This is a genomic window from Collinsella sp. SGI.033, assembly GCF_050315135.1.
Lineage (GTDB): Bacteria > Actinomycetota > Coriobacteriia > Coriobacteriales > Coriobacteriaceae > Collinsella.
The window spans coordinates 89014-96645 of record NZ_JBNPOK010000005.1; the positions used below are offsets into that span (position 1 = coordinate 89014).

Annotated in this window: 7 protein-coding genes; all 7 read right to left on the reverse strand. The window is 58.4% G+C overall.

The window, feature by feature from the left end:
• Positions 1–247: 247 nt before the first annotated feature.
• Entirely contained in the window at positions 248–718 is a 471-nt protein-coding gene (locus tag ACQRC0_RS02960; protein WP_427719178.1) for a hypothetical protein, read from the reverse strand.
• A gap of 90 nt (positions 719–808) precedes the next feature.
• Positions 809–1774, reverse strand: a complete 966-nt coding sequence (gene rsmH / locus ACQRC0_RS02965) for a 16S rRNA (cytosine(1402)-N(4))-methyltransferase RsmH (protein ID WP_427727630.1) — start codon at positions 1772–1774, stop codon at positions 809–811.
• A 20-nt stretch (positions 1775–1794) separates the two neighbouring features.
• Entirely contained in the window at positions 1795–2229 is a 435-nt protein-coding gene (locus ACQRC0_RS02970; RefSeq protein ID WP_035137949.1) for a division/cell wall cluster transcriptional repressor MraZ, read from the reverse strand.
• Positions 2230–2694: 465 nt separating this feature from the next.
• Positions 2695–3636 carry a site-specific tyrosine recombinase XerD gene (gene xerD / locus ACQRC0_RS02975; RefSeq protein ID WP_427727632.1) on the reverse strand — a complete coding sequence of 314 codons (942 nt, stop codon included), beginning with the start codon at positions 3634–3636 and terminating at the stop codon, positions 2695–2697.
• Between the two features lie 2 nt (positions 3637–3638).
• Complete coding sequence (locus tag ACQRC0_RS02980) at positions 3639–5300, reverse strand: CTP synthase (RefSeq protein WP_427727635.1); 1662 nt, start codon at positions 5298–5300, stop codon at positions 3639–3641.
• 180 nt (positions 5301–5480) lie between these two features.
• On the reverse strand, positions 5481–5864 hold the full coding sequence (locus ACQRC0_RS02985; RefSeq protein ID WP_427727637.1) for a hypothetical protein: 384 nt from the start codon (positions 5862–5864) through the stop codon (positions 5481–5483).
• A 193-nt stretch (positions 5865–6057) separates the two neighbouring features.
• Positions 6058–7539 (reverse strand): DUF1846 domain-containing protein, encoded by a 1482-nt coding sequence (locus tag ACQRC0_RS02990; RefSeq protein WP_154515227.1) that lies wholly within the window; start codon positions 7537–7539, stop codon positions 6058–6060.
• Positions 7540–7632: the final 93 nt, after the last annotated feature.

The window sequence follows — 7632 nt, forward strand, 5'->3', positions numbered from 1 at the left end:
CGAGGCAATGGCGTCCCCGTAAGCCATTCGGTCGAAGATCGTCTATTCGATCTGCTATTGCGTACTTGAGGGTCATCCGAGCCGCGAAGGCGCGACGTTGGGTCGTTGCCACGATTCGACCCCAAGTTGTAAGATGACCGACCCGATCCTTGATAACCAGAACGTCCCCGCGAAGAGGGACGTCCCTGCCCGCGACTCCCGTCTGGACCGCGGCGATAATCATTTGTCATACTCAGCTACCGTCTTATTACTGGACAGCCGCAGCCGAGCTAGCGCCCGCGGCTGCATCCTGCGAAAAATCAAGTGTAACGCTCTCACTGGGCTCCACCATGCCATAAGCGCCCGCAAGATCGCGAATGCGCGTATCGGCACCATAAACAGAGTGCATGACCTCAAGGTCAGAGCTCTCATCGGTCGCCTTCTCGAGCGTGTTGGTAAGCTCGGCGTTGCTGTTGAGCACCTGGGCCGTAACGCTTGCAAGCGCCACGCGGGCGACGCCAATCGTCATGAAGATAGCCGCAATGATGCAAAACGTTTTAAGAACGCTCATGAAAACCGGGCTTACCGCCTGGTTTGCCTGACGGCCCGCGCCCGTGTAGACATCAAAGCGCGGTGTGCGCTGCTCACGAGGAGCAGCGGGCGCCTGCGGTGCCTCGCGGTAGGCGGGCATGGCGTTCATATCATAGGCGAGTGCTGCGTTTGAGGTGTTGTAGCCCATGATATGCCGCCTCCCATCCTGAGTACGTTGGTAGTGTGTTTAAGCTTCGTTTATGGTGCGAGCGGGAGGTCCAATATCGCGCGCGCAACGCTACAAGCGCTCCGCCACGCGGATTTTGGCTGATCTCGCCCGAGGGTTGCGCGCAACCTCATCGGGTTGGGCAACCAAGGGTTTGCGGGTGATGACCTTGAGTATCGGCACGTTGCCGCACACGCACACCGGAATCTCCGGCGGACACGTGCACCCCTGGCTCATCTCCTTAAAGTGGTTCTTTACGATACGGTCCTCGAGCGAGTGATACGAGATGACGCAGATGCGTCCGCCCGGGTTGAGCCACCTGGTGGCGGCGTCAAGTCCTCTCTCGAGCACATCGAGTTCATGATTGACCTCGATGCGAATGGCCTGGAAACTTTTCTTGGCCGGGTGTCCGCCATGCCGACGAGCGGCAGCCGGAATGCCAGCCTTGATGATCTCGACAAACTGACCGGTGGTTTCAATCGGTTCGGACTCGCGTCGACGCACGATCTCGCGTGCGATCTGCGAGGCGAACTTCTCTTCACCATAGACGCGTAGAATCCGGGTGAGGTCGTGTTCGTTATAGGTGTTGATGACCTCAGCTGCGTTTAGGGTGTTGTTACCCGGATCCATCCGCATGTCCAATGGGGCATCTTCGTTATACGAAAAGCCCCTGCCAGGGATATCGAGTTGCGGTGACGAAACGCCCAAGTCGAACAGGAAGCCATCGACCCCGGGCACCTCGGCCGAGCAAAGCAGCTCGTCCAAGTCGCCAAAGTTGCCCTTCAGCAGCTGATGCGGGACGCCGGGGACCTCGCGGTCCAGACGGGCACCAGCGGCCTCGAGGGCCATGTCGTCCTGATCGACGCCAAGCAAAAGACCCGTCTCCCCCACCTGCGCGGCCATCTTTACCGAATGACCGGCACCGCCAAGGGTGCAATCGCAGACGACAGATCCGCTCTTTAGCTGCAGCGACTCAAGCACTTCGCCGAGCATGACAGGTTCATGCCGATATTCTTGTGTCAAGATCCCACGCTCCATCCGTTACTCATGCCTTGCCCTTACGAGAAGAAGAGGTCCAGCAGAGCCTCATCGTCATCGTCCTCATCGGCCGTAGCACGGTCCCAAACCTCGAGGTGGTCGTAGTTGCCCACAACCGTGACCTCGCGGTCGAGGTTCGCCTGCTTGCGGAGAGACTCAGAAAGACCGATACGACCGGCGCTGTCCACATCCATCGAGGTGGTGCGCTTGTTGATCGCCCTCATGAGTTTCTGGTCGTTGATGTCACGAGGGTTAAAACCCTCGTGGCCCTCACGACCCGCGAAGAGTCCTTCGACCCACTTATCGAAGGCCTCGGCAGAGAACACGTACAGAGCATCGACATCCAGGGCTTTGAACACGCGAACATGCTCTCCAAGCTCCTCGCGAAGGGGTGCAGGCAGGGACAGACGACCTTTTGCATCGAGATTGCGCTCGTATGCACCCGTCATTCCCATGTGCGCCCTCCCCTCGGTTACTCAGATGGCACGTACGCGGGGAACCACCCCGCCTGTCGACGTCATTAATAATATGGGGAACTGCCCCATTTTTCAACATCTTTCCCCACACCTTCCCCCACAACACCCCACCACTCCACCCTCTATATGCTGTAAAACACCCTCGTTCATATGTTCGAAAACACAACATGTTGTGTTTACAGCAAAGCCGGGATGCCATCTGTAGCAGCCCGGCTTTCAACCTCAACCTTCAAGTTGACCTTGAGGCGAATTTTGTGTCCCTTTACGCGCCGTTCACATCGCCCCCCCCAAACTTCCCTACCAACGTCACGCGCGACCCACCGGCGCATCGGCGCAAGACAAAAGATGGGGCGGACCCCAGATTGCCGATACGCGCACAAAACCGCGTCACGACAACCTGGGGTCCGTCCCCCATTAGTTGTAAATATGCAGGTCAAAGAGTCGCTAGCGATGCGCCAACGGATGAGCCGCCAGGTAGACCTCGGTCAGCTGCGTGCGGTCGACATGCGTGTAGACCTGTGTGGTCGAAATGTCGGCATGTCCCAAAATCTCCTGTAGCACGCGCAGGTCGGCACCGCCCGCAAGCATATGGGTCGCAAAGGAGTGACGCAAGGTATGAGGATGAAGCCCCACCAGTCCCACCTGACGCCCGTATCGCTCGCATATGACATGAACACTCTGACGCGACAGGCGACCACCGTTCTTATTTAAAAAGACTGCCGGCGTCTTTGACCCGCGGGCATGAGCGGCCAGGCGCCGACGCCCATCAGCAATATATTGAGCCATAGCCCGTGCGGCACTTCCCACGAGTGGGGCAAGCCGCTCCTTCGAGCCCTTGCCGCGCACCAGCACAAAGCCGTCGTCAAAATGGACGTCGCCCACATCGAGCCCCACCAACTCGCTCACGCGCAGGCCACATCCATAGAGCACTTCCAAAATGGCATGGTCCCGCAAACCCATCTCCCCTTCCGGGAAATCTTGGTCGAGGAGCGCCGAGACATCCCCTACCGAGAGATACTCCGGAAGGCGCTCCGCCTTTTTGGGCAGGCGCAGTGCAGCCGTCGGGTTTTGGGCGACGATCCCATCGCGAACCAAAAAGGCATGCAAACCTTTCACGGCCGCAACTGCACGCTCCACCGAGGCATCGGAGTAGCCCCCGTCGCGCCGATCACCGACAAAACCCTCTATTATCTGACGGTTCACGCCTTCAAAGGACTCAACACCGGCCCGCTCCAGGTAGGAACAGTAAGTCGTCAAGTCACGACGATATGCCGCGATCGTATTGCGCGCCAAGCCTCGCTCGACCGCAAGGTAATCAAGATACTCCCCCGTCACCGTATCGAGCAACGAGGGAGTATCTTCGGTATGTCTTTCGTTCGCTGACACCCTTAGTCCGTCGCGAGGTTCATGGGCGTCACCTGCAGGCGATCGACACCCTCGTGCTGGCCAATCGAGGCGCGCACGAACTCGCGGAACAGAGGCTGCGGCTTGGTCGGACGGCTCTTAAACTCGGGGTGGGCCTGGGTGGCCACATACCACGGATGCACGTCACGCGGCAGCTCGACCATCTCGACCAGACGCTCGTCAGGCGAAAGACCCGAGATAACCAAACCCGCGTCCTCGAGCTGGTCGCGGAAGGCATTGTTGAACTCAAAGCGATGACGGTGGCGCTCATAGACAAGCTCCTCGCCATAGGCCTCGCGCGCAAGGGTATCGGCGGCGAGCTTGCACGGATAGGCGCCCAGGCGCATGGTGCCGCCCTTCTCGGTCACGTCCTCCTGCGAGCTCATCAGGTCAATTACGCTAAACGGACCGTCCGGATCGAACTCGGAGGAGCTAGCGCCGGCAAGGCCGACCACGTTGCGGGCAAACTCGCACACGGCGACCTGCATGCCCAGACAAATGCCCAGATACGGGATCTTATGCTCGCGAGCAAACTCGGCAGCAAGAATCTTGCCCTCCAGGGCACGCTTGCCAAAGCCGCCGGGCACCAAAATGCCCGATGCGTCGCCAAGCACCTCGGAGACGTTCTGCTCGTCGAGGCTCTCGCCGTCGACCAGCTGCACGTCCACATGACGATCATAGAAAACGCCTGCATGATGCAGGGCCTCGATGACCGACAGGTAGGCATCGGGGAGCTGGGTGTACTTGCCCACAACGGCGATCTTGACCTTGTCGGTATGGTGGTTGGCATGGTTCTGTTTGCGCAGGAACTCGTTCCACTCGCTCATGTCGCGCTCGCGCGGGTCCAAGCCCAGGCGCTCGCAAATGCGCAGGTCAAAGTCCTGCTCGGCGAGCAGCTGCGGCACATCGTAAATACTCGCGCAATCTTCGTTGGTAAAGACGCAGTCGGTATCGACGTCGCAGAAGCTTGCGATCTTGCCACGGATGGCGTCGTCGATATGGTGATCAGAACGCAGCACAATGATGTCGGGCTGAATGCCAAAGCTGCGAAGCTCCTTGACCGAATGCTGCGTGGGCTTGGTCTTGACCTCGTGCGCGGCGGCAATATAGGGGACGAGCGACACGTGGATGTAGCAGACGTTCTCGGGACCGGCCTCTTTACGGTACTGGCGGATGGCCTCCACGAACGGCTGCGACTCGATATCGCCAATCGTGCCGCCCAGCTCGGTGATGACCACGTCGGAACCGGTCTGCTCCTCGATGCGGCGGAACTTATCCTTAATGGCGTTGGTGACGTGCGGAATCACCTGAACGGTGCCGCCTAAAAAGTCACCGCGACGCTCGCGGGCAATCAGGCTCTTGTAGATAGCGCCGGTCGTAAAGTTGGAATCACGGGTAAGATTCTCGTCAATAAAGCGCTCATAATGGCCCAGGTCCAGGTCGGACTCGTAGCCATCCTCGGTCACGAAGACCTCACCATGCTGAAACGGGCTCATGGTGCCGGGGTCGACGTTCAGATACGGGTCGGCCTTCTGCATCGTCACCTTGTAGCCTCGTGACTTGAGCAGACGGCCCAACGAGGCCGCGGTGATGCCCTTACCCAAAGACGAAACTACGCCGCCGGTTACAAACACATGCTTGGTCATATTGAATTACCTGCGCTTCCCGTAGAAGTTTTCCATTCACATCTTACGGGTCTTCATTGTAATACTCGAAAAGCAAGCCGCTCGCTATTTTTCACCCGCATGCCCGCATTTCTCCATCTCGAAACAAAACACCGCCCAAGTAGCTTTGGGCGGTGCAGGCTCGTCGAAACTGCCGTGTTGTTACCGATCGGCAGTCTCATCCTTCAACATATCCTGAACAAGCATGCCGGCACGAACACCCTTAAGGTACCACTCGCCTCGCTCGGTCAGGCATATGCCGTTTGCAAGCTGGCCGCCATCATCGTTATAACGAGAAACGACCTCGATAAGGCCATCAGAATCCAAACGGTCGATTGCAGCGCGGGCACGATACGGCGAAACCCCTACGCACTCGGAGAGTGTCTTGCGCGAGAAACCGTACGGCACACCGTTTCCCTTAGATTGCCGAGCGATCTCCATCAGCACCAGCACCTCGACACGCTTCATATCGTTGACACTCGCACGACCCTTGCCCGCCATGGCAGCCTCCTCAAACCGAGCACGAGCATCAAAAGCACCGCGCACGACCGGCGCATCCCTCGATAGCCGGTAACATCCATCATGGGTAACCCCGCAAAGGATGTATCCACTGAGGTAATTGTATACGACACAAATCGCTTTTGGGCAGGTAAACGGCCTAAATTTCGGCAAATTAAGCCCTAAAACCCCCTAAGCGCCGCATCGGGTGCGCACTCCGATGCGGCGTCTCATCTCAATCTTAGCGATGGAAGAAACCGCGGCGCTCAAACTTGGGCTCACAGCACACGTTAATGCCCAGCTTGCGCAGCACCGTCTCGTCCGTAGGCGAGATAATCACGCTAAAGAAGGCGTCGCAGCCGCGCAGCTGCTCAAGACCCGAAAGAACACGAGTAGCCGTCTCGCTTGTGGCCGAGGTGATAGAGAGCGCCATGAGCGTCTCGTCGGTGTGGAGACGCGGGTTTTTGCTGCCAAGGAAATGCGTCTTGAGCTTGCTGATAGGCTCAATCGCCTCATCGCTGATGACCTCGAGCTCAAGATCGACGCCCGAAACATGCTTAAGCGCGTTCATGATGAGCGAGCTCGCGGCACCCAGACGCGTTGAGGTCTTTCCGGTCACTACCGAACCGTCCGGCATCACCATGGCACCCACGGGACCGCCCGTCAGTTGTTCCCTGGTGAGAGCAGCCGAGCGTGCCGGCGAATAGTTCTTGTCGATGCCGGCTTTTTTCATAATGAGTTTGAGACGGTCGACCTGCTCATCGCCCACGCCAGTACGGCGCACGCTTTCAACCGCGGCAAAATAGCGGCGCACGATCTCCATCTTGGAGGCATCTCGGCATGCATCGTCATCGGTAATGGCAAAACCGACCATATTGACGCCCATGTCCGTGGGGCTCTGATAGGGGCTCTCGCCCAAGATCTTTTCCATCAGGGCGCGAACAACCGGGAACGCCTCAACGTCTCGGTTGTAGTTGACCGTGGTCTTGTTATATGCCTCAAGGTGGAACGAGTCGATGATGTTGGCGTCATCGAGGTCTGCCGTGGCAGCCTCATAGGCAATGTTCACCGGATGCGTGAGGGGGAGATTCCAGACCGGGAAGGTCTCGAACTTGGCATAGCCGGCAGCGGTGCCATGCTTGTGCTCGTGATACAGCTGCGACAGGCAGGTGGCGAGCTTACCCGAGCCAGGGCCGGGCGCCGTCACGACAACGAGCGGACGCGTGGTCTCGACAAACTCGTTCTTGCCGTAGCCTTCATCAGAAACGATCAGGTCGACATCGTGCGGATAGCCCTCGATGGGATAGTGCAGCTTGGCGGGAATGCCGAGCGCGTTTAGACGATTGCGGAAGACGTCGGCAGCGGGCTGACCGGCATACTGCGTGATAACCACAGCGGCAACGGCAAATCCGTTCCCGCGGAACAGATCGACCAGACGCAGGACGTCCTCGTCATAGGTAATGCCCAAGTCGCCACGGGCTTTGTTCTTCTCGATATGGTTCGCATTGATTGCGATGATGACCTCGACGTCGTCGGCAATGCTCTTGAGCATGCGGAACTTGCTGTCCGGTTCAAAACCCGGCAGCACGCGGCTCGCATGATAGTCATCGAACAGCTTGCCGCCAAACTCCAAATACAGCTTGCCGCCAAACTGCGAGATGCGCTCCTTAATGTGAGCAGCCTGCAGCTCGATATACTTCGCGTTGTCGAAACCCTGGCGCATGTATGGCTCCCGTCCCGTTTCCATTTAATGTCCTAGGCGATTATAGCGGAGCAGACCCTCCCCCACCGACGAGGCCGGGGCAGCTAATTTGGG

Excerpts from the sequence above, each read along its gene's own strand:
- rsmH (WP_427727630.1), bottom strand. The coding sequence starts at position 1,774 with ATGGAGCGTGGGATCTTGACACAAGAATATCGGCATGAACCTGTCATG.
- ACQRC0_RS02980 (WP_427727635.1), bottom strand. The coding sequence starts at position 5,300 with ATGACCAAGCATGTGTTTGTAACCGGCGGCGTAGTTTCGTCTTTGGGT.
- ACQRC0_RS02970 (WP_035137949.1), bottom strand. The coding sequence starts at position 2,229 with ATGGGAATGACGGGTGCATACGAGCGCAATCTCGATGCAAAAGGTCGT.
- ACQRC0_RS02990 (WP_154515227.1), bottom strand. The coding sequence starts at position 7,539 with ATGCGCCAGGGTTTCGACAACGCGAAGTATATCGAGCTGCAGGCTGCT.
- ACQRC0_RS02960 (WP_427719178.1), bottom strand. The coding sequence starts at position 718 with ATGGGCTACAACACCTCAAACGCAGCACTCGCCTATGATATGAACGCC.